Source organism: Streptomyces sp. NPDC006544, assembly GCF_040611715.1.
In the GTDB taxonomy this organism is placed as follows: domain Bacteria; phylum Actinomycetota; class Actinomycetes; order Streptomycetales; family Streptomycetaceae; genus Streptomyces.
In genome coordinates this window covers 47,143-72,253 of sequence record NZ_JBEXOV010000034.1, presented here as the reverse complement: position 1 = coordinate 72,253, position 25,111 = coordinate 47,143, and the positions used below count along the sequence as shown (strand labels likewise).

The 25,111-nt window shown below is 70.6% G+C and carries 16 protein-coding genes and 3 pseudogenes; 10 read left to right on the top strand and 9 right to left on the bottom strand.

The window, feature by feature from the left end; all coding sequences use genetic code 11:
- The first annotated feature begins 176 nt into the window (after window positions 1-176).
- Together ABZY44_RS18105 and ABZY44_RS18100 are read left to right on the top strand one after the other, a co-directional pair.
- Window positions 177-476: a DUF3253 domain-containing protein gene (locus tag ABZY44_RS18105; RefSeq protein WP_356654852.1), complete on the top strand. Its 300-nt coding sequence runs from the start codon at window positions 177-179 to the stop codon at window positions 474-476.
- 351 nt (window positions 477-827) lie between these two features.
- Window positions 828-1,697, top strand: a pseudogene (locus ABZY44_RS18100) (MFS transporter); the annotation flags it as partial.
- Window positions 1,698-1,730: 33 nt separating this feature from the next.
- On the opposite strand, the pseudogene ABZY44_RS18095 reads toward ABZY44_RS18100, so the two are convergent.
- A pseudogene (locus tag ABZY44_RS18095) lies at window positions 1,731-2,943 on the bottom strand (transposase).
- 51 nt (window positions 2,944-2,994) lie between these two features.
- Here ABZY44_RS18095 and tnpA point away from each other — a divergent pair.
- Window positions 2,995-3,423: an IS200/IS605 family transposase gene (gene tnpA, locus ABZY44_RS18090; RefSeq protein WP_356654850.1), complete on the top strand. Its 429-nt coding sequence runs from the start codon at window positions 2,995-2,997 to the stop codon at window positions 3,421-3,423.
- Between the two features lie 105 nt (window positions 3,424-3,528).
- The gene (locus ABZY44_RS18085; RefSeq protein WP_356654848.1) at window positions 3,529-4,077 is read left to right on the top strand and encodes an MFS transporter; all 549 of its coding nucleotides are present in this window, start codon (window positions 3,529-3,531) and stop codon (window positions 4,075-4,077) included.
- Window positions 4,078-4,201: 124 nt separating this feature from the next.
- Here ABZY44_RS18085 and ABZY44_RS18080 read toward each other — a convergent pair whose 3' ends face one another.
- Entirely contained in the window at window positions 4,202-4,846 is a 645-nt protein-coding gene (locus ABZY44_RS18080; protein WP_356654860.1) for a GAP family protein, read from the bottom strand.
- A 324-nt stretch (window positions 4,847-5,170) separates the two neighbouring features.
- A complete protein-coding gene (locus ABZY44_RS18075) occupies window positions 5,171-6,385 on the bottom strand; it encodes a S8 family serine peptidase (RefSeq protein WP_356654846.1) in 1,215 nt (404 codons plus the stop codon).
- Between the two features lie 470 nt (window positions 6,386-6,855).
- On the opposite strand from ABZY44_RS18075, the gene ABZY44_RS18070 reads away from it, so the two are divergent.
- Window positions 6,856-7,296, top strand: a complete 441-nt coding sequence (locus ABZY44_RS18070) for a hypothetical protein (protein ID WP_356654844.1) — start codon at window positions 6,856-6,858, stop codon at window positions 7,294-7,296.
- Between the two features lie 147 nt (window positions 7,297-7,443).
- Here the strand turns inward: ABZY44_RS18070 and ABZY44_RS18065 are convergent, their stop codons facing one another.
- Window positions 7,444-8,907 carry an MFS transporter gene (locus ABZY44_RS18065; RefSeq protein ID WP_356654842.1) on the bottom strand — a complete coding sequence of 488 codons (1,464 nt, stop codon included), beginning with the start codon at window positions 8,905-8,907 and terminating at the stop codon, window positions 7,444-7,446.
- 101 nt (window positions 8,908-9,008) lie between these two features.
- Between ABZY44_RS18065 and ABZY44_RS18060 the strand changes: the two genes are divergently transcribed.
- Window positions 9,009-9,863 carry a helix-turn-helix transcriptional regulator gene (locus ABZY44_RS18060; protein WP_356654840.1) on the top strand — a complete coding sequence of 285 codons (855 nt, stop codon included), beginning with the start codon at window positions 9,009-9,011 and terminating at the stop codon, window positions 9,861-9,863.
- A 133-nt stretch (window positions 9,864-9,996) separates the two neighbouring features.
- Here the strand turns inward: ABZY44_RS18060 and ABZY44_RS18055 are convergent, their stop codons facing one another.
- On the bottom strand, window positions 9,997-11,649 hold the full coding sequence (locus ABZY44_RS18055) for an alpha/beta hydrolase (RefSeq protein ID WP_356654838.1): 1,653 nt from the start codon (window positions 11,647-11,649) through the stop codon (window positions 9,997-9,999).
- Window positions 11,650-12,023: 374 nt separating this feature from the next.
- Between ABZY44_RS18055 and ABZY44_RS18050 the strand changes: the two genes are divergently transcribed.
- A complete protein-coding gene (locus ABZY44_RS18050; protein WP_356654836.1) occupies window positions 12,024-12,554 on the top strand; it encodes a GNAT family N-acetyltransferase in 531 nt (176 codons plus the stop codon).
- 184 nt (window positions 12,555-12,738) lie between these two features.
- Here ABZY44_RS18050 and ABZY44_RS18045 read toward each other — a convergent pair whose 3' ends face one another.
- Complete coding sequence (locus ABZY44_RS18045) at window positions 12,739-13,899, bottom strand: CopD family protein (protein WP_356654834.1); 1,161 nt, start codon at window positions 13,897-13,899, stop codon at window positions 12,739-12,741.
- Between the two features lie 134 nt (window positions 13,900-14,033).
- Between ABZY44_RS18045 and ABZY44_RS18040 the strand changes: the two are divergent.
- Window positions 14,034-14,183 (top strand): annotated as a pseudogene (locus ABZY44_RS18040) (transcriptional regulator); the annotation flags it as partial.
- Between the two features lie 133 nt (window positions 14,184-14,316).
- Here the strand turns inward: ABZY44_RS18040 and ABZY44_RS18035 are convergent.
- Window positions 14,317-15,072 carry a hypothetical protein gene (locus tag ABZY44_RS18035; RefSeq protein ID WP_356654832.1) on the bottom strand — a complete coding sequence of 252 codons (756 nt, stop codon included), beginning with the start codon at window positions 15,070-15,072 and terminating at the stop codon, window positions 14,317-14,319.
- Between the two features lie 284 nt (window positions 15,073-15,356).
- Between ABZY44_RS18035 and ABZY44_RS18030 the strand changes: the two genes are divergently transcribed.
- On the top strand, window positions 15,357-18,422 hold the full coding sequence (locus tag ABZY44_RS18030; RefSeq protein WP_356654830.1) for a hypothetical protein: 3,066 nt from the start codon (window positions 15,357-15,359) through the stop codon (window positions 18,420-18,422).
- A gap of 67 nt (window positions 18,423-18,489) precedes the next feature.
- Here ABZY44_RS18030 and ABZY44_RS18025 read toward each other — a convergent pair whose 3' ends face one another.
- Together ABZY44_RS18025 and ABZY44_RS18020 are read right to left on the bottom strand one after the other, a co-directional pair.
- A complete protein-coding gene (locus ABZY44_RS18025) occupies window positions 18,490-19,887 on the bottom strand; it encodes a hypothetical protein (protein WP_356654828.1) in 1,398 nt (465 codons plus the stop codon).
- Between the two features lie 44 nt (window positions 19,888-19,931).
- Complete coding sequence (locus ABZY44_RS18020; RefSeq protein ID WP_356654826.1) at window positions 19,932-21,638, bottom strand: thiamine pyrophosphate-binding protein; 1,707 nt, start codon at window positions 21,636-21,638, stop codon at window positions 19,932-19,934.
- A 597-nt stretch (window positions 21,639-22,235) separates the two neighbouring features.
- On the opposite strand from ABZY44_RS18020, the gene ABZY44_RS18015 reads away from it, so the two are divergent.
- The gene (locus tag ABZY44_RS18015; RefSeq protein WP_356654824.1) at window positions 22,236-25,097 is read left to right on the top strand and encodes a peroxidase family protein; all 2,862 of its coding nucleotides are present in this window, start codon (window positions 22,236-22,238) and stop codon (window positions 25,095-25,097) included.
- The last annotated feature ends 14 nt before the right edge of the window (window positions 25,098-25,111 follow it).

Sequence of the window (25,111 nt, the reverse complement as noted above, 5' to 3'; positions counted from 1 at the left end):
GGTGGGACACCGGGTATCGGACAGTGTCCGGAAACAGCTCCCCGCACCGGCTGTAACACTTTTGCCGACGGGCGGTGTCCCCCAAGCCAGCCGCCACGTCCCCCGTGCCACCCCTGCCGGCCCAGGCCGCGGCCGCCGCTCTTGGGCACCGATCGCACCGGTGTGACACTGGTGGGGTGACGCGTGAGGGCGATCGGCAGACGGACCGGCGCTTGGAACGGGCCATCCTCGAGCTGCTGGAGCGTCGGGCCCCGAGCTCGACGATCTGCCCCTCCGATGCCGCACGGACCGTGTACGACGGGGACGGCGACGGCTGGCGTGCGCTGATGGAACCGGCTCGTCGCGCCGCCCGCAGGCTGGTCGAGAGGGGCGAGGTGGAAATCACCCAGGGCGGTCGCCCGGTCGAGCCGACGAAGGCCCGCGGCCCGATCCGCATCCGGCGTACGGCGGGCCGATCCGGAAACGGGCGGAGCTAGTGCCGCGTCAGGCAACGTTTGCCCGTTGAGGAGCGGCGTCCGGTGCGTGCTCTCGGCGTGCCGGCCGGAAGCCTTCGTACGGGACGTACTCAGGCTTTCGGCCGGTGCGGCGAGAGTGCGTGCCGGGTGTCGCGGCGGGGCGAACGTTGCCTGACGCGGCACTAGTGACCGCCCACGAGTGCCCGCCCACCGTCACGAGCGGGTCGAGCCGCCCCTGCCCGGCCAGGTGCTGCGCGCCTACGCCGTGACGGTGGACGCTCGTGAAACGGTCGTGGCTGCGCGTACCGGCCCCTGAGACCTCGGGTGCCGGCGCGGGACCTCGGACCTCGGGCGGACGGATGGGTCGGCGGTATGACGCGATCGGCTGATGCAGGGGCTACGGGACATGCGCCGGGCACGCGGCGGATTCTGGCTCCGCTGGCGTTGGCACAGTTCATCTGCAGCTTCGCGGGTTCGAACATGAACGTGATGATCAACGACATCAGCGAGGACCTGGACACCACGGTGCAGGGCGTGCAGATCGCGATCACGATCTTCCTGCTGGTGATGGCGGCGCTCATGATCCCGGGCGGGAAGCTCACCGACAAGTGGGGCCGCAAGCGCTGCCTCCTGGCGGGCCTGACGGTGTACGGGGCAGGGGCGTTGCTCAGCGCCGTGGCGCCGGGGCTGGGTGTGCTGATCGTCGGGAACTCGATCCTCGAGGGTGTGGGCACCGCGCTGCTGATTCCCCCCGTCTACATCCTGACGACCCTGCTCTTCACCGGCACGACGGCCCGGGCGCGCGCGTTCGGGGTGATCATGGCGATGGGCGGGATCGGTGCGGCCGCGGGCCCGCTGATCGGTGGGCTGATCACGAGTGCGATCAGCTGGCGGGCGGCGTTCGTCTTCCAGGCACTGGTGGTCGTGGTGATCGTGCTGCTGAGCCGCGGGATCGAGGACCCGCTGCCCCCCGACCCCTCCCGTCCCTTCGACACCGTGGGGGCCGTGCTGTCGGCGGCCGGTCTCGTCCTGCTGGTCACCGGCATCCTGGCCGTCGACGACAGCGGCTGGCTGGCGCTGGCCCTGCTGCTGGCCGGGGCGCTGGTGCTGGCGGGTTTCTTCCTCTGGGTCCGGGGTCGGGAACGCGCGGGCCGGGAGGCCCTGCTGTCGACCGCCCTGTTCCGCAACCGCGTCTCCAACCTCGGCCTGATCACCCAGAACACCCAGTGGCTCATGCTCGTGACTCCTCCCCGCCATAAATGACGGGGTTTCCTGTTACGCCGTGTTGGCGTTGCAGCGGACCAGCCCGGCCCGGTTCAAGACGTTGATCGCGCCCACGGTGTCTGCGTGCGCGGTGTGGCCGCACGAGACGCAGTGGAATTTCTCCTGTGTGGGACGGTTTGCCTTCGCGGTGTGCCCGCATGGGGGACATGCGCGCGAGGTGTTGCGGGGGTCTACCGCGACGATTTTCCGGCCGGCGCTTTCAGCCTTGCTGGTGAGGATCGCGAGGAACACCCCCCAACCCGCATCGTAGATCGACTTGTTCAGTCCGGCCTTGGCGGCGGCCCCGTTGGACAGGAAGCTGTCCGCGTTGTCGGGGTCGGGCTTCGGCTTGGGGGCCCGCACCATGTTGGCGATCGACAGCTTCTCGTGCGCTATCGCGTCGTGGACGCGGACGAGCTGGAGTGCGGTCTTGTGCGCGTGGTCGAGCCGCTGGCGCCGTACCTTTGCGTGCAGCTCGGCGACTTTCCCGACGGCGGCGCGATGCTTCTTGCTCCGCTTGTCGCGGCGGACGCGGGGGAAGACGGCGAGTGCCCGCTGCGCCTTCGCCAGAGCTTGGGCGCTGACCTGGCCGTGGCGCGGGTTGGGGACGAACTCACCGTTGGAGTCGGCCAGGAAGTTGGCGATCCCGACGTCGATCCCGACGGCGGAGCCCGTCGCGGGCAGCGGCTCGGGCTGGGGCTGGTCGGTGGTCAAAACCACATACCAGCGCTTGCCCTCCCGCTTGAGCGACACGGTCTTGACCTTGCCGGCCACCGGCCGGTGCTGGTGGACCTTGACGTGTCCCACGCCCTGGAAGCGGACGCGGGTCGCGCGGTTGGAGGGAATCCCACCGGCAGCCGTCGCCGTCCTTGGGGAAGTCGACGGTGTCGAACCAGTTCACCCCACGGAAGCGCGGGTATCCCGGCGTATCGCCGGACTTGACCCGGCGGAAGAACGCGGCGAACGCCTTGTCGAGACGGCGCAAGGTGGCCTGCTGGCTGGAGAACGACCACCGGCCGTGACGCTCAAGGTCGAAGGCCCGGATGTCCTTGAGCTGCGCGGACTGCGTCCCGTACCTGATGCTCGTCCTCGAGGCGTGACGGTAGGCGTCGCGGCGTTCCAGCAATGCGCCGTTGTAGAGCGAGCAGTGATCGCGCAGCATCTCGCCGAGCGCGATCGCCTGACCCATGGTGGGTCGCATGAGGAACTTGTACGCACGGATCATCCGGCCCACCCCCCCTTCGACGAGTCAACGCGATCATACTACCCTTGGCGCATGTCACCACGCTGGGCACCAGATCCCGACATCCGCAGGGGAAACCACGTCGTCCACAACCTGCACGTCCACTTGGTGTTCGTCACCAAGTTGCGACGCGGCATCTTCGATGACGCCATGCTGACGCGCTGCGAAGAGATCATGCGGGACGTGTGCGTCAGCTTCGGAGCAGAGCTACGGGAGTTCAACGGGGAAGGCGACCACGTCCACCTTCTGGTGCACTACCCGCCGAAGATCGCTGTCTCCAAGCTGGTCAACAGCTTGAAGGGCGTCAGCTCCCGCTACCTGCGCGCGGAATACACCGACCGAATCAACCTCATCGGAACGGGGTCAGTTTTCTGGGCACCCTCCTACTTCGCAGGGTCCTGCGGCGGCGCACCCCTCGCCATCGTCAGGGAGTACATCGAGAACCAGAAACGGCAGACCTGACCGTCACCACGCAGGCGCAGAACACTCCGGCGCATCGCGCCTCCCAGCCAAGGACCGCTTCCCCGCCCGGCCTGAAAGCCGGAATTCCCAGCGAAGATCAGGGGGATGGGCGTTTCGTTCACCATCGCCGCCTACCTACAGGTCGTACGGGGCTACGACGCCATCCAGACCGGCGTGATCTTCACCGCCGCCACCCTCGGCATCCTCACCACCTCGCTGGCCGCGGAGAAGCTGGCCCGCCGGCACGCCCAGCGCACCCTCGTCATGGCCGGCTTCGCGGTGACGATCACCGGCATCGCCGTACTGATCACCCTGGTCGCCGGGACACCCGGCCCCTGGGCATTCGCTCCCGGGCTGCTGCTGATCGGACTGGGCCTGGGGGTGATGCTCACTCCGTCGGTGAACATGGTCCAGTCGTGCTTCCCCGAATCCCGGCAGGGTGAGATCTCGGGACTCTCGCGCAGCGTCTCCAACCTCGGCTCCTCGCTCGGGACGGCCGTGGCGGGAACGATCCTGGTGGCGGGTCTCAGTACGGGCGCGTACGCGACGGCGATGGCGGCCCTGGCGGTGATCGGCGTGGGCGGGCTGACGGCCGCCGCGTTGCTCCCACGTGACCGGCCGTCGGCGGCCGCCAGAGACGGCGAGGGGCGTTGACCGCTCCGGCCGACGACGCCGCACCGTCCGTCTCCCCCGGCCGGGGTCCGCCCCGTGCGACCCTCCGACCCGTACGACCGCCCGCCCGTACGGCGGCCGCCGGCCCGTGCGCACCGGTGGAACGTCAGGTGACGAGTGCGTAGATGCTGGTGCCCATGAGCCAGAGTCCGGCCAGCAGCGAGAGGGTGATGATCAGCTGGTCCTGGTGACGCTCGAGCCACGTCAGCAGAGCGTTCAGCCGAGCCTGGGCGGCGTCCGGCGCCCATACGGTGTACAGCTCCATGACCAGAAGGCTGAGGGTGGCCAGCAGGCAGTAGCCGCTGAGGGCGAACCAGTCGGAGAGCGAGGAGAGGTCGGCGTTGACGACCGTGGCTGCGCCCGCACCGACCAGGGCCCACGGCTGGAGCAGCCAGGCGAGTGCGGCAGCAGTGCCGAGTGAGGCGTCGTCGACGCGGCCCCTCCAGCGCGGTGGCTTGTGCGGCCGGGGCGGCCGGCGGCGCCGATAGCCGCCGAACAGCATCAGGCCGACGCCGATCGCCAGCTTGGCGGCGACCGCCGCGGTCGACGGCGTGCTGTGGTGGGCGGGCGGCGTCCCGCCGGTCAGCAGCACCACGCAGGCGACCACCACGACCAGGTTGGCCAGCCAGGACAGCAGGAAGGCGAGGCCCTTGCGCACACCGCGGCGTGATGCGAGCAGCAGGATGAAGGCGCTGTTGTGGAGCGGTCCGAGGGTGATGGACGTGCCGATCACGACCAGGTCGGCGATCATCGACACAACCGCTCCCGGGGGGTCGGACCCGCCCGGGATTCCCGGACGGGCGCGTGCACGGCGTGCCTGGCGGGCAGGGTGCGGGCGCCCGCATGACGCCGTGTCCCGACTCTGCGTCTCCTGACCCGGCGGATCAAGCGAGCCACGCCGGTGCCCCCGAACGCCTCGGGCGGCGGTTCAGGTCCGGGGCGGCGAAGACACCGGCCCGGTCGACCATGTCGCCGTGCTCGGTGGGGCGGCTGCCCTGAAGACCTGGGGCTTCACCGAGGCCGCCGCACCCTGAACGGGGTGCGGCGGCCTCGGCGCGTCACCGGCCGGTCGCGCCTACTGCGCGGACACCTTCAGCAGCTTGTTCGGCGTGCCGCTGGTCGGGTTCGTGATCTTCCCCGGGATCGCTCCCGCGGTCAGTGCCTGCGCGACCTGTGAGGGCGAGGCGTCCTTGTGGCCGGCCAGATAGAGGGCGGCGGCTCCCACCACGTGCGGGGTCGCCATCGATGTACCGGAGATGGTCTTGGTACCGCTGTCACTGTCGTTCCAGTCAGAGGTGATGTCCGAGCCCGGTGCGTAGAGGTCCACGATCGAGCCGAAGTTGGAGAACGACGACTGGGAGTCGTCGGCCGTACTGGAGGCCACCGTGATGGCCTCGGGGACGCGGGAGGGAGAGCCCTGCCCGGCGTCGGAGGACTCGTTGCCCGCCGCGACGGCGAAGGTGACACCCGCGGCTATCGACCGGCGCACCGCCTCGTCGAGTGCCTCGTCGGCGCCGCCACCGAGGCTCATGTTGGCCACCGACGGCCCGCTGTGATGCTGCGTCACCCAGTCGATGCCCGCCACCACCTGCTCGGTGGTGCCCGACCCGTTGTCGTCGAGCACCCGGACGGCGACGATCTTGGACTTCTTGGCCACCCCGTGGGAGGTGCCCGCGATGGTCCCGGCGACGTGCGTACCGTGTCCGTTGCCGTCGTCGGCGGTCGCGTCGTTGTCGACGGCGTCGAAGCCGTGCGCGGCGCGTCCGCCGAAGTCCTTGTGGGTGATCCGGACGCCGGTGTCGATGACGTAGGCCGTGACACCCTCACCTCCCGCGTCGGGGTACGTGTACTTCTTGTCCCCGGCCGTCTCCGTCTGGTCGATGCGGTCGAGGCCCCACGACGGGGGGTTGTCCTGGGTGCTGTTGATGGAGAACTTCTTGTTCTGGACGACCTTGCCCACGGCCGGGTCTGCGGCGAGGCGCTTCGCGGCGGTCTCCGAAAGACCGGCTGCGGAGAAGCCGTTGACCGCGGACGTGTAGGTGCGCTTCAGCTCGCCGCCGTACTTCTTGGCGAGCGCCTGCTGGTCCGCGTCCTTGTCGAGTATGACGATGTAACTGCCGCTGAGCGCGCCGGGTGCGCCCAGCCCGTACACCGTTCCCTCGGCCGGGGTGCTCGCGCCGGCGAGGGGGGACAACAGCATGCAGACACCGGTTGCAGTGGCGACTCCCGTGGCTACCGCAAGGATCCGGATGCCGCGGGAACGGGTGCGTGCGTGCTTGTGAGTTGACATGGAGAGAGTGCTCCTCGTGTTGACGTGTGGGGCGTCAAAGCGTGCTGCGCAGCCCCTCCGGAGCCGAAAGATCTCCGGGGTGACCTTCGAAACCCTGACCGATTACCGGAGTTGATTCAAGGCCGCCCCACGCGTCAGCGTTATTCAACAAGCTTTCTTAAAGAGACCTCCCCGTCGGCCCCACGGAATGGCCACACTCTCCGAACCACCCACACATTCACATCACTTCACGGTGCATTCGCGAACACGCTTGTGTGCGGAGCCCGTTCACCGGCTGCTTCCGCGGATGTGGCGAGGTGTCCTTCCACGCGGCGCGGGGGAGGCGGCGTGCGCCTCGGGGCGCGCACGGGGGACGTCCGGTGGACCTGCGGCCGGGAAGGCGCTCTCGCGTGGACCACGGCTCACCCGAGCGGGGGCATCGCAGCGGCCCTGGTGCACGGGGTGGCGGCTGGGCAGGCTAGTTTGCTCGGATGAGTCTCCTCGATGATGTGGCCGAACGCGACGGCTGGCGCTGCTGGGTGTGCGACGAACCGGTCGACCCCGACAAGTCGGTGAACGATGCCCAGGGGCCCAGCGTGGACAGCAGGACCACCGACCGCAAGGCCAAGGTCGCCGAGCGGCTCGCGCACCGCGGGTGCAACAGCCGCAAGGGCGCGGTCAAGGTGGTCATCGCGTGGCCGGACCGCCCCTACGTGGCCGAACCCGCGCCGCTGATCACCGTTGCCGCGCGGCTGGAGCGCAAGGGCGGCCGCGAGATGGTGGGCCGCTGTTCGACCAAGCAGGACGCCCAGGAAGCGGCGGACTGGCTGGTGGACCGGTTCTCCCGGCTGGTACCGGGACTGCCGGTGACCGCCGACATCGAGGCGGGCGGCGGCCAGTTCCTCGTCGTCCTGTCCACCGGCCGCCGCTGACCGGGAACCACCGGCGCCCCCTCGCGTCGAGCTGCCGCGTCGGCCCGCGTCGACCCGCCGTCACCGGCAGGGGCCGCGCGGCCGCCGCCCGGGCGGTCCGCTACCGGACGCGGGGGTACGGTGCGACCCCCGGTGTGCGGGCGGGCGTCACCGCAGTACGCGCGGAAGCCGCAGGCTCAGCAGGACGGTCAGGAAGATCAGGCCCAACTGGACGAGCAGGGTGACCTCGAGCGCGTCCCGCACCCCCGTGGTGGGGCTCAGCGCGAGGAACAGGCTGCCGAGCGTGGCGACACCCAGGGCGAGCGCGGACTGCTGCGTGGTCACCATGACTCCCCCGCCGACGCCGGCCCGGTCTGCGGGCACGTCCGAGAGCATCATCCTCATCAGGACGGGGAGTTGCAGCCCCTGTCCGAGGCCGGCCAGCGCGACGCCCGGTGCGATCGCGGCGAGGTCGAGGGCCGGCCAGTCGCGGCGGACGGCCGACAGCAGCAGGAGGATGCCCGCGGCCTGGAGCACGCCGCCCGCCGTGACCACCCGGCTGCCGAAACGCCCGACCAGCCGCGGACCGGCGAGCGAGGCGGCGAAGAAGGCCACCGCCATCGGCACCAGCGCCAGCCCGGCCCGGACAGGGCCCATGTGCAGCCCCTGCTGGAGGACCACCGCGATCACGAACATGAATCCGCTGAAGCCGATCGAGAACGGCACCATCATCACCAGGCCGCGGCGCAGGGAGTCCAGTCGCAGCAGGCTCGGCGGCACCAGCGGGGTGCGCCCCAGCCGGTCCTCGCGGCGCTCGGTCAGGTAGAACGCGACCGCGGCGAAGGGGAACACGGCGAGCGAGACCCAGGTCCACATGGGCCAGCCCGCGGCCCGCCCCTCGGTCAGCGGCAGCAGCAGGGACACCAGCGTGAGGGCGAGCAGCAGGGTCCCGGGTATGTCGAGTCGGGCCGGGCGCTCCGAGCGGGTGTCCGGCACGGCCCGGACGGTCAGCAGCAGCCCCAGGGCCACCACCGGCACGTTCACCAGGAACACGGCGCGCCAGCCCGTACCGGCCACGTCCGCGGCGACGAGGACGCCGCCCAGGATCTGCCCGGCGACCATGGACAGCCCGGCTGTGGCCCCGTACAGGCTCATGGCGCGGGCCCGGCGCGGGCCGCGGGTGGTGGCCTGAATGGTGGCGAGCACCTGCGGCAGCATCAGCGCGGCCGCGGCTCCCTGCGCCACCCGGGCCCCGACCAACGTCCAGGCGGTGGGGGCCAGTCCGCAGGCGAGCGAGGTGAGACCGAAGGCGGCCATGCCGATCAGGAAGAGGCGGCGCCGGCCGGCCGTGTCGCCGAGCCGGCCGCCGAGGACCAGGAGCACCGCGTAGGTCACCCCGTACCCGGCGACCACCAGCTCCAGCAAGGCGGGGCCGGCGGCCAGGTCCGCGTCGACGGCGGGCAGCGCGACGTTGACGATGAAGAAGTCGATCAGGGGCAGGGCGGCGCCCAGCAGTACCGTGAACAGGCCGAGCGACCCCATCGCGGCGGGCCCGGCCGGCGGTGCGGTGGCGGCGGGCGGCCCTGCGGCGGCCGGGGAGTGGCGGTTTCGGCGGACCCTTGTTTCGCTCATGCAGGATACGGTCCCCCGGCGCTCAGCCTGGTACCAGAGTCTCTTCATCCTGGTACCAGTACTACCTGGCAACGGGATGGGCGGTCCGGCATCCTGGTGCCATGACCACTGAGGCGCCGGAGGGCGACGTACGCCGGCACGAGCTGGCCGGTTTCCTGCGCAGCCGCCGCGAGCGGATCACGCCGGAGCAGGTCGGGCTGCCTCGCGGCGCCCGCCGGCGCACCCCGGGACTGCGCCGCGAGGAGGTCGCGCAGCTCTCGGCGGTCGGGGTCACCTGGTACACCTGGCTGGAGCAGGCGCGGGACATCCAGGTGTCCCAGCAGGTCCTGGACGCCCTGGCCCGGGCCCTGCTGCTCGATCCCAGCGAGCGGACCCACCTGTTCGCGCTGGCCGCCATGCCCGACCCGGCACCGCACACGGCGTGCCCGACGGTCACCCCGGCCCTGCAGGCCGTGCTGGACCAGATGGGTCCCGTGCCGGCCTGCGTCCAGAACAGTCGCTACGACATCCTCGCGTACAACGAGACGTACGGTCGGCTGCTGTGCGACCTGGACGCGCTGCCGCGGGAGGACCGCAACTGCATGTGGCTGGCTTTCACGAACGCCGAGTGGCGAGCGGCCGTGGTGGATCTGGCGGAGATGAACCGGACGCTCGCGGCGAAGTTCCGGGCCTCGATGGCGCAGCACCTGGCGGAGCCGGGGTGGAAGGCACTGCTGTCACGGCTGGAGACCCACTCGCCGGAGTTCCGCGAGCTGTGGGCACGGCACGAGGTGGTCGGACCGGCCGGGAAGACGAAGTACCTCCGCAACGCGAGGGTGGGGCTGCTGCACGTGGAGCACACCAATCTGTGGCTGGGCCCGTCGGCGGGCCCACGGCTGGTGACGTACGTGCCGATGGACCAGGAGACCCGCGAACGGCTGGAGCTGCTGCGGCGCCTGTCACCCGGCGCCGCCTGACGGGGGCGGGCGTCGGGACCGCGGCCGCGATCCTGCGGAACGGACGGACTGGTGACGCTCCGTCGTGCCGGGTGGGGGGCGCGACCCCCGCCGGACGTGGCGCGGCGGGGGTCGGTCCGGGCGCGCCCCGAACTCACCCGCGCGACAGCCGCGGTTCACCGGAGGAGGGCACGGCGCCACCTCCCGGAGGGTTCTCGCAGCTCACGTCCTCGGCGGGCAACTGACCCGTGGAGAGATAGGCGTTGACGGTCGCGTCGGCGCAGGACGCGGGCGAGGAGAGGTACACGCCGTGGCCCTCGCCCCCGCGGGCCAGCACCATCCGGGAGCCCTTGAGTGCCTTGTGTAGGCCCTGACCGCTGGCGAGCGGGGTCAACGGGTCCCACTCGTTCTGTACGGTCAGTACGTCGGCCCGGGTCTTCATGGGTGTGGCGGGTTCGAGCGGCCGCGGCCAGAAGGCGCACGGTTTGATGTTCGACGCGAAGTCCCCGTACAGCGGGTGCGCCGCCTTGTCCCGGGCCGCGTCCCGGGCGTACTGCCCGGGGTCTCGCGGCCAGTTGTCCGTGTCCCCGCACAGCACCGCCCAGTACACGGCGGTTGCGTTGCCCGAGGGGACGGGGACCGGGCTGTCCGTGGCCGCAGTCCGGTCCTGCGGTGCGTCGGCGCGCGGCACGGGCATGCCGGGTATGGGCGCTCCGGGGGCGGGCACTCCAGGCGTGGGTGCTCCGGGCGCGGGTGCTCCGGGCGCTGGGAATCCGGGCGCAGGGGGTGCCGGCTGCCCGGGCCGCGGCAACTCGGCCGAGGCCTTCAGGGCCCTGATCACTGCCGAGGCACCCTCGGGCGAGAAGAAGAGCGAGGGATCGGCCCGCAGATCGTCTCCCGTGACCCTTGTCCCGAAATGGATGATCGGGTCCTTGTCGGCCCGGGCCACCAGCGCCCAGAACGTGGCGGAGACCGCCTCGGGCGTGGCGCCGAGCCCGTAGGTGTCCGAACGCTCCGCCGCCCACCGCGTCCACCGCTCGAAGGCGGGTTCGGCTCCGGTACCCCAGACCTGCAGCATGCCCCGCCAGGCACGCTGCGGGTCGATGCCGCTGTCCAGGACGAAGCGGTCGGTGCGCTGCGGGAACATCTGGGAGTACACCGCTCCCAGATAGGTCCCGTACGAGTAGCCCAGGTAGGAGATCGTCCGTTCGCCCAGGGCCGTGCGGATCACGTCCATGTCGCGTGCGGTGTTGCGGGTGGTGATGTAGGGAAGCACGTCGCCGGACGCCTCGCGGCACTTGTCGGCGATGCGGTGGGCCCATGCCACGTCCGAGGCGAAGGTCTCGGGACGGTAGGCCCCGCCCACGCCCTTGTCCTCGGGGCTCACGTCACCACAGCCGACCGGGCTGCTCTGCTCGACCCCTCGTGGATCGAACCCGATGAGGTCGTAGCGGTCCCGTACGTCCTTGGGCATCTCCGTGTCCAGCCGCAACGGCCGGAGGAGCCCTGAGGTTGCGGGGCCTCCCGGGTTGAAGAGCAGGACCCCGCGCCGCTTGGCGGGGTTCTCGCTCTTCATTCGGGACAGGGCGATGTCGAGGGTGCGTCCCGCAGGGCGCTGGTAGTCGAGCGGCACCTTGAGGGTCGCGCACTCGAACGACGCCGGCCTGTCGGGACTGCACCGGTGCCAGGCGGGTTTCTGGCGCAGGTACTCGGGGACTTGCGCGGCGGCGGCCGGGGGCGCCACGAGAGCGGGCAGGGCGGTGGCGATGAGCCCGACGGTGGCGAGCACGGGGGCGAGGCGTGGCATGGGGTGATGCCGTCCTTCCGGTCAATTCGCTGGTACCCCCACTTTGTTGGGTGGGCGGTACCGCGCGAATCCCCCGGAAGAGCCGATCTTCATCCCCCGCGCGTACCACGCTAAATCCGGACATCTGGCCGGTACTGAACCCCACGCACCTCACCCCTGCGGGGTCGCACCCGGCGTCCCCGCCCACCCGCCGCCCGTAGTCCTCGTCCCCCTCACGTATGACGCCCTCGAGAAAGCCCTTTTGCGGCGCCCTGAGGAGTTCGACAGTTCGTCGTGGGGACGTCAGGGCTGCTGACGCGGGTCGTACTCAGCGAACGGTGCCCGGTCGGGATATTCGATGGTCGCCGCTTGTCGGTGGTGGTCATACTGCCGCGATGGATCCAGTGACGCTTGTAACCGACCGTCTGGTGCTGCGGGCCTTCACACCTGCCGACGTGGATGCGGTGTACGAGGCCTGCCAGGACGAGGACATTCAGTTCTATACGCCTGTGCCGGTGCCGTATCGGCGTGCGGACGCGGAGAAGTTCGTCGGCGACGAGTTGCCCGCTCAGTGGGCCGAGGACAGGGACTACACCCTCGGCGCTTTCCGCAGGGACACCGGCGCGCTGGTCGGCTCGTACTGCCTGACCCTCGTCAGCCGCGGCGTCTGGGAGCTCGGTTACTGGGCGGTCAGGCAACAGCGGGGACGCGGATACTCGGTGGAGGCCGCTCGGGCCCTCTGCGACTGGGGCTGGGGCACCCTCGACGTCCACCGCATCGAGTGGTGGGCCATGGCCGGGAACACCGGCTCGCGTGCGGTCGCCGAGAAACTCGGTTTCACCGTCGAAGGGACCCTGCGCAATCGCAGCATCGCCAACGATGGCGAACCGCACGACTGGTGGGTGGGCGGACTCCTGAGGCCCTGATCCGCGCGCCGGTGCTGCGTAGGCTGCCAGGTCCGGGCAGTCCGCCTGCACGATGTCGCTGCCCGGCTCGACATTGTCCCCCACCAGGGCCAGGCAGTGGGCCGTCTCGGGCAAGGGGCTCCCGCAGAGCGCGGCATCCCGCCCCGGCCGGAACCCGGCCCGGGGCGGGATGCCGTGTGTGGGGTCAGGGAGTTGCCGGAGCTTGACGTCGGGCGAGGGCGTCGGAGGCCTTGGCGGTGATGTAGAGCGAGGCGATGAGGGTGAGGCCCAGGGCCGCACCGACGGCGAGGACGCTTCCCGTCGCCACGGGCGCGGCGCTGCCGGGCTGTCGTGCCGAACCCGAGAGGAAGGGGACGATGCCCAGCACACCGACCCCCAGCGCGATCTCCGCCCAGACGACCCTCGGGAAGTGGCGCAGCGTCAGGTGCAGGAGCGAGGCCTTCTCGTCGGCCTGGCGGGCGAGGGTGATGCGCGGCATCAGCCAGAACTGGTTGACGGCTCCGGCTACGACCATGCCGAGCACCAGGAGGATCTTGACCAGGAGGAAGAGGCCGTAGGTCGTCGTCCACAGCTGTCCGATGCTGCCCACGTGCTTCCAGGACATCCAGAGGCCGGAGATCATGACCGCGGCGACACAGATGAGGGCGACGAGGCTGAAGCGCCTCCAGATGTCCGCCCAGAGCAGGCCGGCGTTCTCGCCCAGCTGACGGCGGGCACCGGCGAGGCCGACCAGGACCGCCAGTCCGCCGAGCCAGACGGTGCCACTGATGATGTGGGCCTGCCCGAAGAGGAGGCTGGTCGCACGGTCCACGTCAGGGGTGGTGGCCGGTATCGCGCCGACGAGGGTGACCGCGATCGACAGCGGCAGCGCGGTCAGGGCGATGGCGTCCACGTGGCGGCGGACCGCTCCGACGAAGAGGGAAACCAGCGCCAGGGACGCCATGACGAGGGCCACGTTCTGGACGGTGCAGAGCGTGCCCTGCGCCACCCAGGCGTCCTTGGCCGCGGGCGCGCGCAGGAAGTCCGCGATGCGCCCCGGGGCGAGCGCGTCACCGAAGGGCATGCCCTTGCCCGCCCGGGCCACGCGGGCGGCCAGCTGGAAATAGCCCGCCACCAGCAGCACGACCCCGGCCCATGCCAGGTAGGACGCGGTACGCCGCCGCAGCACCACCGCGTCCGCCTCCTCCGTCTGCGGCGCCCGGAGCGCCGGGCGCACCGCCGCCACATAGGTGACGGTGGAGCCGATGGCCCCGCAAAGTCCGACGAAGTAGCCGGACTTGGTCAGGACCCTCCACAGGGGAGGGGTGGTGTAGGCCGCGGCAGCAGCAAGGTCAGCGTGAATCATGAAGGTTAGGCTAACCTAAATAAAGAGTATGTGAAGAGGGGGGTCCCGTGAGGGGCGCCGCAGGGTCCGGGTCGAGTGCTCCCCGGGTACGGTGCACCCGGGCACGCGCGAGGGGCGCGGCCTCACCTCGGAGGGTGATCAGCAACGATCTCGGAGACTCCCTGCGTGCCCACCGCGCCCGCCTGCGCCCTGACGACGTCGGGCTGGCCTCCTACGGCACCCGCCGGGTGGCGGGGCTGCGGCTGGAGGAGGTCGCGGTCCTCACCGGCATGAACAGCGACTACTGCGCCCGGGGCCGACGGCGGCAGCCAGGCCGCCCTCTGCCCGGGTACGGCGCACCCGGGATCACCGCTCGTCCTTTCCCTGGCGGCCCCGCTCCTTCGCCGGCCGAAGGGCGGGACCGCGACGCCGCTCAGCTCATTCACCCGTGAGTCCGACGTGCTGCAGCCGGAATCGGCGTTTCGCGGGGAAGCGTTCTCGGTCCGGGTCGAGAAAGTCGATCAGGTCCATGAGGGCCACTTGCAGGTCCACCAAGCGTGGATGCCGTCCCGGAAGTGAAGCCAGCTCCACGATGCCGTCGGACAGACGGGAGAACCACGCGGCGAACTCCTGGTCTGATTCCAGGCGGGCGCAGAACTCCGCGTATCCCATGCAACGATCGGCTTCTTCGCCCTCGATGACGACCAGTTCTCCGATGGCCCTCTGATCACTGCGGAACACCTGGAAGTGCGTGTCCGGATGGGCGTCGTCGCTCAGGACGTTTCCGATACGCGTGAACAGCGCCACGACACGCCGGTTGGCCTCGTGGTTTCCGAGATCGAGGAAATAGATGCGGCGCCGGAGAATCTCGACCCAGCCGAGGTACTCGGCGAGCACGTGCAGAGTGCTGCGCACCGCGTAGAGACGGTCATGAGGTTGTACGAAGTGCACTCTCAGGAAGCCTTGACCGGCGATGTTGAAGAGGCGCGACTGAAAATCGAAAGCAGCCCAGAGCAGCGGGTCGCGATACCGGCTCATGACGTCCCGCCGCTCCTGCATCCGACGACGCTCGGCCGACTGCCGTTCCAAGTCGTCGCTGAGGAGGGAACTCATTCGATTGACCCGGGCACTGTAGGCGAGGCTCGCCAGAGCTACGACTCCGGACATGGACGCAACGATCAGTTCGGTGTTCACGGCATCGCATCGGGCTCGGTCGAAGTGCCCACGGGTCGAGGGGTCGAAGGCGTCACGGTCTGTGCTACCCGGGGCGGCCGTCCTCGCAAACAGCCCTTGGGCCGGATGCGCCGGATGCGTCCAGGCGCTCGCCGGCATCGGTGTTGACGCGGGCCTGCCGCCGCTGGCCGACCCCGAGTGGGTCCTGCGCGGTGCGCGTGCGGCGCGCACCGAGGGACATGCCGTCCGGACGGAGTCGGGATGACTACCCTGCGTACATGCCGCATGCTCCTACGCAGTCGAGGTTGCGAGAGATTCCGGGCTGGGCGGTGGGGCTGTGCCTGTTCGGGCTCACCGCCGGTCTCTGCATGATCATCTGGTACTCGCTGGATCCGCCGTTCCTGGACAGGCCCGCAGGGAACAGGGAAGTGCTCCTGCAGTTCGCGGCGACGGCCGACGGGGCCCGCGCCCTCGTCCACGGCGTCCACGGCGTCCACGGCGTCAGCGGCGTCAGCGGCGTCAGCGGCGGAGACGGAGACGGAGACGGAGACGGGGTCAGGCTGTTCCAGGACGGTCTCGTGCTCGACTGGCGCATGTTCATTCCCGGGTACGCGGTGGCCCTGGCCGGGGCCTTCGGCCTAGGGCATCTCTTCCTCTACCGGGAATCCGCGCGGCTGTGGGCCCGTCGTGCCCTGGCCCTCACCGCCGTACCGGTGGCAGCGGACTGCGTGGAGAACGTCTTCCTGTGGAGGGCTCTGAACCGGCTCGCCGCCGACCCGGTGGCGGACTTGACGCGGGCGGCCTACTTCGCCCAGGTGAAATGGGCGCTCGTCGTGCCGCTGGTGGCTGCGGCCGTCGTGATCGTCGTCATCCTCTCCTGCCGGCGGGTGCTGGACCCTTCCTGCGTGCTGAGCGCGCGGGTGGACCGGGCCCGTCCCGTCGTGGCCCACGCCCACGCGCTCGTGGCCGGCACGGAGAGCCAGTGGAGCGACCCGGACGTCATCCTCCCGCCTGCCGCTCCCCACGACTGGGAGCCCCGGACCGAGTGGACCGCCCCCGAGCCGGGGCGGCCGCACCGGACCGGGGCCAGGGGCCCGAAGGACAGTGCGGCGACCCGCTGGCGCACCCGCGCGTACCAGCCGCCCGGTCGCCAGCCCGCGGAGATCGGATTCTGTGTGTCCGGCGGCGGCATCCGGTCGGCCTCGGTCACCCTCGGAGCGCTGCAGGCACTGCGCGGGCACCTGATCAAGGCGACGTACCTCGTGTCGGTGTCCGGCGGCGGGTACACGGCCGGGGCCTTCCAGCTGGCGCTGACCCACGCCCGGCTCCGTGCCCCGGACGGGAGCCCTTCGGTGCGGCCCGGTCTCGCGCAACCCGCGGACGTGTTCGCGCCCGGCAGCCCGGAGGAGGACCACATCCGCCGGCACGCGAAGTACCTGGCGGACGCGCCCAAGGAGAAGCTGAACGCCCTGGGCGCGGTACTGCGGGGGATGGCCGTCTCCTTCGGCATGCTGGCGCTGGTCTTCGCCGTGGCAGGTCAGTTCCTGCACCAGTTCTACTCGCACGTTCCGCTGGCCGGGCTCGTCCCCCTCGCGGGGCGGGCGCAGGAGTTCGACTCGTCCCCCGGCCTGTACCCGAACGCCTGGCGTCCCGTCATCGCCCTGTTCGGCCTGGCCGGCCTGGTGTCCGTCGGACACGCCTTCACGCGGGCCGGGAGCGGGAAGTCGCGCCCCGCGTGGCTGCGCAGCACGGTGAACACGCTCACCGGCCTCGCGCTGGCGGTCGCCGCGATCTCGGTCGTCCTTCCCTCGATGATCTGGTTCTTCGCGTCTCTGGCCCACAAGGCGGACGCGGGGGGCTACGGGGACGACAGCGGGACGGGAGTCGCCCTGCTCGGCGCGATCACGGCGGCGGTGACGGCCGTGGGTACGTGGTTCATCGCGGTCACCAGGACGGTGAAGAAGCTGAAGCCGGACGGCGAGCGGGCGGGCCCGCTCTCCCGCGGCACCTCCCTCGTCACGCAGGTCGGCCCCAGCTGGGTGAAAGCCGTGGTGTGCTGGCTGGTGCTGCTCCTGGTCGCGTTCTTCGGCCTCGCCCTCATGTCCTGGGCCGCCGTCCACGCCGGCCGTTGGCACCCGGGGTGGAAGTGGGGGGTGCCGCTCGCCCTGATCGTGCTGACGCTCGTGATCGACCAGACCACCTTCAGCCTGCACCCCTTCTACCGGCAGCGGCTGGCCGGTGCCTTCGCCGTGCGCCGCGCGGTGTTCAAGGACGGATCGGTCGGCGCCCTGCCGTACGACTACAACAACGAGCCGACCCCGCTGAACCCCTACGCACAGAAGGTGGAGGGCTTCCCCCAGGTCATCTTCGCCGCCTCCGCGGCCGTCTCGCTGCGCAACCGCACCGCGCCCGGCCGGCCCGCCGTGCCGTTCACCTTCGCCTCCGACTACTGCGGCGGACCCGACACGGGCTGGGTCCGCACCGGCACATTGCAGAAGACGGCCCCGGCGCTGATCGGGCGCGACCTGACCGTACAGTCCGCCGTCGCCGTGTCCGGGGCGGCCTTCGCCTCCGCGATGGGCACGCAGACGATGTTCATGGAGCGGCTGCTCGCGCTGTCCAACGTGCGGCTCGGCACCTGGGTGCCCAACCCCCTGTACCTCGCGGAACTGGCGGCGTACGCGCCCGACTGGATCATGCCTCGGCTGCCGCGGGTACGGCGGCTGCGCTACCAGCTCCAGGAGCTGGTGGGCCGCTATGCGGACACCACTCCCCTGCTGCTGTGCACCGACGGCGGGCACGTCGACAACCTCGGTCTGGTCGAGCTGCTCCGGCTCCGCTGCCGGACCGTCTACGTCATCGACGCCTCGGGGGACTCGCCGCCGCTGGCGACCACTCTCGCGCAGGCGATCACGCTCGCCTACGAGGACCTCGGCGTGACGATCACCTTCGACGAGGAGGGGCAGGACCTGCTGAACCTGGTACCCGGCAGCGCGGAACCGCTCGCGCCCGAGGCGCCGATGGCCGCCCTGAACGCCCGGTTCTCCGCCACCTGCGTGGTGCGCGGCACGATCGAGTATCCGGAGCGGGTCCAGTTCTCGCCCGACGCACCGGCCTCCACCCGGGGGACGATCGTCTACGTGAAGGCCGGGCTGACCCCGGACATGCCGTACGAGCTGCTCAGTTACGCCCTCCGGGAGAAGGCCTTCCCCCGCCAGGCCACCTTCGACCAGTGGTTCGACCACGCCCAGTTCGACGCCTACCGGGAGCTGGGACACCACCTCGGCACCCAGGCCGCGGAGGTGCGCCCCGCTCGGGCGAAGGGGTGCGGTACCAGGCTCCGCAGGCCCGGACCCGCGTCCCGGTCGTAGCGGGGGGCTCGGTTCCTCCGTCCTGCGGCGGGTCGCACGAAGTCCCCCGGCCCGTCACCCCTCCCCGTCACCCCTCCCCGTGCCAGTACGCGTCGTGCGTGCGGTGGGCTTCGGTCAGACCGTCGCGGAAGTACCGCTCGTAGTAGTCGTTCTCGAGGTGATGGGCCTGCAGCCACACGCCCGGTACGTGGATCGTGTCGCAGTGGGCGGGAAACCGCCCGTGGGTCTCGTAGATGTAGGTGCAGATGTCCCGCGTACACGCGATGACGTCGGCGGAGTAGTCGCTGGCCTCGCGCAGGTACTGACTGCCGAACTCCCCCCGGTAGATGCGGGCGAACAGCCCCTCGTCGGAGTAGATGCCCGTCGGCCCGAACTTGCCCGCCACCACGGCGTCGACCGCCTCGCCCATGGTGGCGTAGTGGGGCGGGCACATCGCCTCGATGAGGTGTTCGCCGTTGTGCCGCAGGCCGACGGCGGTCGCCCTCAGGTCCGCGTGGCGCGGGAGCGGCACCTGCCAGCGCAGGAGGTCCGCCGGTCGCCACCGGGGGACGGTCCAGTCGAAGTCCAGCATGGGACCGTAGGCGGGACGGAACTTCGGGTCCCCCAGCATGATCGACGGGGCGATCGAGGCGTGGATCCATGCTCCGAGGCCCATGGAGTCGGCGGTGAGCATGAGGTTCTGGAGCAGCAGGTCGGCCTCGATCTGCGTCCGCATGGCCCAGATGAAGCCCAGGGGCAGCTTGATGTCCTTGTTGAGGAAGCCCGACCTCACCCAGGAGCGCACGCCCGCCGAGCGGTAGAGGTTCCGGTCGTCGACGATCGCCGGCCGTGCCCCCTCGGGCTGGGTCAGCAGGTACATCAGACCGTTGATGTACTGCCGTGACAGGTCCACCACGGGAAAGAGGACCGTGGTGCCCGGCAGGTTCGACAGGAACCGGTTCGAGTCGAGGTAGGCGGGGAAGTCCCGCTTTCCTTCCGGTACGTCGATGCGGTGGTCGAGCAGCCGGACCTTCGCCTCGGCGGCGCGCGCACAGAGGGTCCCGGGATCGAACGCGGTCGCCCCGTCGTCCTCGGAGGCGGGGGGAAGTCTGCGCAGGAAGTAGGTTCCGGTGTCGTTGATCAGGAAGAAGTGGGTGCCCTGCGCGTTGTCGGGGCTGCCCGCGGTCCGGCCGGCCATGTTGAGGTTCGGCTTGGCCATGACGGGCTTGCCGTCACGGGGGTCGGCGAACGGGCGGTCCGGCATGGTGAGGCCGGAGCAGCCCGTGACGGCGATGAGGACGGCCTCTTCGAGCTCTGTGAGCGGGGCCCGTGGTGCGGTGGAGGTCCAGCTCATCGAGCCGGCCGCTACCGAGCTGCCGCGGCTGACGCGGTGGGTGCGGCGACGCCAGATCGACGTGAGCAGCGGGCGTTTCAGGAGGGCCTCGAACCCGGCGCGGCGGTCTGCGTTCAGCGGGTCGTTCATCATGCTGTCCCTTCACGTCGCGACCGGTCGGGCGGACGCGAACGCTGTCAGCCGCGCAAGCGTGCCTCGATGGTCTCGACGAGGCCGGCGATGACGCCGTCGGGCGAGGGGCTGTAGTGGGGGACGGCCCATCGCGTGATCCGGGCGTCGATGAGGGAGGGCCGCCCCGAGGCCAGCGCTTCCCGGAACGCCTTCTCGAACTCCGCCAGCGTCTCGACGTGGTAACCGTCGGCGCCGCACGCCTGCGCGTACGCGGCGAAGTCGGGGTTCTGGAACTCGACGAGCCCCGTCTCCCCGTAGGTGACGAACTGGAACATCTTGATCAGCTTGAATTCCTGGTCGTCGAAGATGATCCAGATGACGGGGACGTCGTTCTCGACGGCGGTCATCAGCTCGAAACCGGACAGCGAGTAGCACCCGTCGCCGCATCCGACGACGACGGTCCGTTCGGGGTGGGCGACCTTCATGCCGATGGCGCCGTTGACGTGCCCGGCCATCGGCCCGAAGGAACCGGCCTTGCGGAAGTTCTGCCCCTCCTCCAGCTCCACGTAGTAGCCCAGCCAGGCGAGGTGTGCTCCCGCGTCGGCGAGCAGAACCCCTCCTGGGGGCAGCATCCTGCCGATCGCCTGGGCCAGCTCCCCCGGGTGGATCTTTCCGGTCAGGTGCGTGATGTGGCGGGCTTCGTAGTCGCGGCCGTCGACCTCGACCTCCGGGACGTCGCCGACGCGTTCGTCGAGCGCCTCGTGGAGGGCGGCCACCCCGAGGCGCGCATCGGACAGCAGCGCGTAGTCGGGCCGGTAGGCCTTGCGGAACTCGCTCTCGGAGATGTTCACATGGACGAGCACCTTGTTCTCGAAGAGGTCTTCGCGGTAGTTGAACGTGGCGTGCTGGTTCAGGGAGTTGCCGACGCACAGGACGACATCGGCCTCACGGAACGCCTTCCACGCGCTGGCGTGTCCGCTGTCCGCGAAGACGCCCACCGAGAGCGGGTGCCCCTCGGAGACGATGCCCTTGCCGTCCAGTGTGGTGAGCAGGGGGATCCGGAACCGTTCGATGAAGCGCCGGACCTCCGCTCCCGCTCCGCTGCGGATCGCGCCGAATCCGACGAGCGCCACGATGCGCCTGCGCCGTGTGAGGGCGTCGGCCAGCATCGAGGCGATCGACTCCACGCGGGCCGGATCCGGGACGACCGGCGCTACGTCGAGGCGGATGTGCCGGAAGTTCGTCACCTCCACACCGCGGTGGGTCAGGTCCTCGGGCACGTGGATGTGCACCGGCCCTGGCCTGCCTTCGAAGGCGATGTTGACGGCTTCCTCGAGGACGTCGCACGTGTCGGCGGCATCGGTGAGCAGGAAGGACTTCTTCGTCGTGGCCGCGAACATGGCCCGGGAGTCGGGCGTCCGGTTCAGCCCCGAGGTCTCGTTGAGGGAGCCCCATCCCTGCCACGCCCTCGAGGCGTAGCCCGAGACCGCGAGCACGGGGTAGGAGTCGGACATCGCCACGGCGAGGCCGGAGAACAGGTTGAACGCGCCCGGCCCGGCCGTCGCGAAACAGAAGCCCAGTTCGTTCGTGTACATCGCGTGGCCGCACGCCATGAAGGACGCGGCCTGCTCGTGCCGCGTCATGACCGGCCGGATCTGCTGCGAATGCTTCAGCGCCAGCATCAGCCCGGCGGCGTTCTCTCCGGCCCCGCCGAACGCGGCCCGTACTCCGATGTCTTCCAGGCCCTTGACCATGGCTTCGTAAACCCTCATCGCCGTCCCTCGTCCGCTCCCCCGCATTGTTTGTCGGCGCGTGCGGTGTCGACGCGGCACGTGGCGCGGTCGTGTCGGCCCCGTCGCCCGTGGCGCAGACGCCCCGGGCGTCCCCGGACGCCGGGACGGACGCCTCGGGTGAGGAGCTGTGGTGGCCCGGGAAGCTGTGGCTGTGCGCTGTGGCGGCCATCGAGTGGTCTCGGCGTCGGCGTGGGCCTCGGTCCGGTCCCGGTCCCGGTCGGCCGACGGGGACGTATCCGTCGGGCCGTGCCCCGGAAACCAGTTTGCCAGTACCCGACGCATCCCGCTCCCGCACATGAAGGGGGCCGGGCGAGTGGCGGTTCAGGCGTCACCCCTCACGGCGCGCCGCGGATTCGCACGGCGGTCCGCTCCTCGGCCGGCCCCGCGGGGCGCGAAGCGGATACCACCCGTCTGCGTTGTTCCGCGCGCCGCGGCCGCACCCCTGGGTCAGGGTTGCCGTGTGTAACCCAGGTGCCCGGGGATCCAGTCCCGGGCAGCCGTGCAGCGTCACCTCGCCGTCCGCCGGCATCGCGTCCGGACCGCGGGAGCGGGGTGCGCCTTGGCGAAGAGGCACACATGGCCGAGTTCAGGCAGTACGAGCACTACGTGGGCGGCAACCCGGAGGCGGAGCGACTCGTCTTCGAGCGGCTCGCCCGCGAGCTCATGCGGGTCCAGCTGAAGTCCAGGAAGCGCAGTGGCGCCGCCGACCTCGCGCGGACGTTCCACGCCAAGGCCGTTCTCGGCGTGGAGGACGCGCGGCTGGCCTTCGTCGGCGACCTGCCCGCCGACCTGCGGACCGGCTTCGCCCAACCGGGCGCCGAGTACCCCGTCACCGTGCGCCTCTCCAATGCCAACGGCGCCCGCCGGCCCGACCACGCCCCCGATCTGCGCGGAGCCGCCTTGCGCGTCACGGTGGGAGCCGACGAGGCGCACGACCTGCTGATGACGAGCCATCCCGTCTCGCACGCGCGCAACGCCCGCGAGTTCGTCGAATTCGCGAAGGCCATGGCCGGCGCCGACTCGACACCACGCAAGGCCCTCGCGCTGTTCGTCACGCTGCCGCTCGCGGTCGGATGGCCCACCGCCGCGCGCATGCGGCGCAACGTTCGTGCGGGTACGAGCCGCACCGTGGTCAGCCTGGCGCTGGAGACGTACTGGAGCCGCGGAGCCGTCCTGTGGGGGGACGCGGGGCCGGTGCGCTACCAGCTGCGCCCCGCGGACGACGCTCCGCCGGCCCCCGCCCCCTCCGGCACCGACCCCGATTACCTGCAGCACGAACTCGCACGGCGGCTGGCGGCGGCGGACGTCGTCTTCGGGTTGTACGTCCAGCGCTACGTGGATGCCCGCAGGACGCCGATCGAGGACGGCGCGGCCGAGTGGAAGGAGGAGGACACGCCTCTGGTACGTGTGGCAACGCTGACCGTTCCGCGCCGTGACATCGGCTCGGCCGGGGCCCGGGCCGCAGCGGCACGGGTCGACGAGCTCGCCTTCAACCCGTGGAACACGACGGAGGAGTTCCGGCCCCTCGGAAACCTCAACCGCGCGCGCAAGGTCGCCTACGAAGCGAGCAGCGCCCACCGCCTGGGCCACCGGTTCGCCAACGTCGAGCCCCGGCGCAACGCCGTACTGGGCGTGCCGTTGCGCGCCGCCTTCCGCGGACTCAACCGGTTCGTCCCCTGGCACCGGCTGCCCACGCGCCTCGGGCTGCTGAACCTCGTGGCCTTCCGGCAGAAGCTGCGCCGGTACAACCTGATCGACACCGAGGTCCGCGAGGCCCCGCCCAGGGCCCAGTCCGTACCCCCGCCCGTCGAGGAGGACATGCGGCTCGCACGGAGCTACGACGGCACCTACAACGACCTGTCCGCACCGGGGATGGGCGCTGTGGGGTCAGCCTTCGGCCGGAACCTCGCACCCGTCTACCGGCCGGAGCTCTTCGACGTCCCGAACCCGGTCACGGTCAGTCGGGAGCTGCTGCACCGCGACGCCTTCATCCCGGCGCGTTCCCTCAACATCCTGGCTGCCGCCTGGATCCAGTTCCAGGTCCACGACTGGGTGAACCACAAGCGCTACCCCACCGGTACGAAGAGCGTCGAGGTGCCGCTCCCCCCTGGTGTCACGTGGAGGAACACACCGGGCGGACCTCCCGAGGAGGTCATGCGCTTCGCCGAGAACGACGGTATGCACCCGGCCGACGGCACGGGTCCGCCGACGCTGTTCGCCAACGCGGCGTCGCACTGGTGGGACGGCTCCGAAATCTACGGTGGCGACGAGATCACCGGGAAGTCGCTGCGCGAGCCGGGCGGTGGTGCGTCGCTGCGCCTGGAGGACGGCCACCTGCCCGCCGGGCCGGACGGCCTCCCGCTCACCGGGTTCGCGGAGAGCTGGTGGTACGGGCTCAGCGCCATGCAGACCCTGTTCGCCCGCGAGCACAACGCCGTGTGCGAAGCGTTGCGGCAGGAGTACCCGAGGCTGAGCGAGGACCGTGTCTACCAGACGGCGCGCCTGGTCGTCTCGGCTCTCATCGCGAAGATCCACACCGTGGAGTGGACCCCCGCGATCCTCGCCACCGATGTGATCGACATCGGCCTGAAGACGAACTGGCAGGGGCCGCCGAAGAAGTGGCTCGAACAATTGGGGCTGTGGCTCTTCGAGGCGCATTCACTGACCGGCATCCCCGAGACCCTGCCGGACCACCATGCCGCTCCGTACTCGCTCACCGAGGACTTCGTCACCGTCTACCGCATGCACCCGCTGCTCCCCGACGACTTCGAGATCATGGACCACCGGCTCGGCCGGCGTCTGGACACCCTCGGCTTCGACGACGTGCAGGGCCGCGCGGCGGAGCCGCTCATCCGGGCGACCGGTCTGGCCAATTCGCTGTACTCGCTCGGCATCGCCCATCCCGGCGCGATCACCCTGCACAACTACCCCCGCGCCCTGCGCGCGTTCGAGCGGGACGGGGAGATCATCGACCTGTCCGTGGTCGACCTGGTACGCACCCGGCGCCGCGGTGTACCCCGCTACAACGACTTCCGGGCAGGTCTGCACAAGCCGCCGGTGCGGCGGTTCGAGGACGTGTCCTGCGACGCGGAGACGGTCGCACGCCTGAAGGAGGTCTACCGCGATGTCGATCAGATCGACACCATGGTCGGTCTCTTCGCCGAGAACCCACCGCAGGGCTTCGGCTTCAGCGACACCGCCTTCCGCATCTTCATCCTGATGGCGACCCGCCGCCTGCAGAGCGACCGCTTCCTCACGGTCGACTTCAGGCCCGAGGTGTACACGCCCCTGGGCATGGACTGGATCCAGCGCAACGGCATGACCAGCGTGGTGGCGCGGCACTGCCCCGAGTTGGCGGGCCTGCTGCCACGCACCACCAGCGCGTTCGCGCCGTGGCGCCTGGCCACGGCGAAGGAGGCCGGAGGCGGCCTCAGCTGAGAGGACTCTCATGC